Annotated in this window: 1 protein-coding gene and 1 pseudogene; both read right to left on the reverse strand. The window is 38.9% G+C overall.

Features of this window, described 5'->3' with window-relative positions; genetic code table 11:
* A partial coding sequence (gene galU / locus CXF78_RS00755) for a UTP--glucose-1-phosphate uridylyltransferase GalU (RefSeq protein WP_102035709.1) occupies positions 1–799 on the reverse strand: 799 nt, incomplete at its 3' end.
* 57 nt (positions 800–856) lie between these two features.
* Positions 857–1,318: pseudogene (locus CXF78_RS00760) on the reverse strand (undecaprenyl-phosphate alpha-N-acetylglucosaminyl 1-phosphate transferase); the annotation flags it as partial.

A 1,318-nucleotide genomic window follows, 5' to 3' on the forward strand; every position in this document is an offset into this window, starting at 1 on the left:
TATAACCCAATTTATCACCACAGTCGTGCGACTTACCGGTCATGTTAAAGGCTTCTACGGTATCTTGCTCAATCAACATATCAATAGCATCTGTTAACTGAATTTCATCACCTGCACCCGCTGGTGTTTTGGCTAATAGAGCCCAGATTTTCTCTGATAACACATAACGGCCAACAACCGCTAAATTAGACGGCGCTTCACCGACATCAGGTTTTTCAACCATTCTTTTAATCTTAGCTGAATCACCCGGTGTTATCTCAACACCATTACAATCGGCAATGCCGTATTTATTAACATCACATTCTGGTACTGGAGCAACCATAATCTGGCTAGCAAAAGAGGCCTTATAACGGGCAATCATCGCAGCTAAGTTTTCTGTTTTTTGATTCGCGGTATATTCATCTAAAATAACGTCAGGTAACACTACAGCAAACGGACTATTACCAATACAAGGATAAGCACATAACACTGCATGGCCCAAACCTTTGGCTTCACCTTGACGCACATGCATAATGGATACATCTTTAGGACAGATCGCTTTTACTTCATCCAAGAGCTGACGTTTTACTCGCTTCTCTAAGGTAGACTCAAGTTCAAAAGATTTATCAAAATGGTTTTCAATCGCATTTTTACTGGCATGGGTGACCAACACAATATCTTTAATACCTGCAGCTATACACTCATTAACAATATATTGAATTAACGGCTTATCAACTAACGGTAACATTTCTTTTGGGATAGCTTTGGTGGCGGGTAACATGCGAGTACCCAAGCCTGCTACTGGAATAACAACTTTCATAATGTATCCTTACAACGAAGGCGAGCCATAACTAAAAAAAATGATTTATAAAATAAATCATACCTTGCGCTTTAACCATTTAAGGATTATCCATACATGAGCTAATGCCCAATTATAGGTGATAAACAGAATAATAAAACCCATAAACATCCACCAGTCAGGCATATCGTTAAACTCACCAATAAGACCTAGTACAGATAAAAAAATTGACAAAGAAGTGATACGAAGTAAAGTTTGTTTACGATTGTAACCAGCGCGCTCGAAAATATGGTGTAAATGATCACGATCAGGTTTAAATGGAGAGTCTCCTTTTTTGACTCTACGATACATAATGGCGGCCATATCCATTAGTGGGATGGCGATAAGGTACAAAGCAGTTACAGGAGAAAAAGCTGTAGAATTTTGAATCACACTATCATGCAACCCTGAAGATTGTGTACCAAGAACTAATAACCATACGACAGTAAGGCCGATCAACATACTACCGGCATCTCCCATAAAAATTTTTGGTACTGAAGC

The organism is Shewanella sp. 11B5 (assembly GCF_002836795.1).
Classification (GTDB): Bacteria; Pseudomonadota; Gammaproteobacteria; order Enterobacterales; family Shewanellaceae; genus Shewanella; species Shewanella frigidimarina.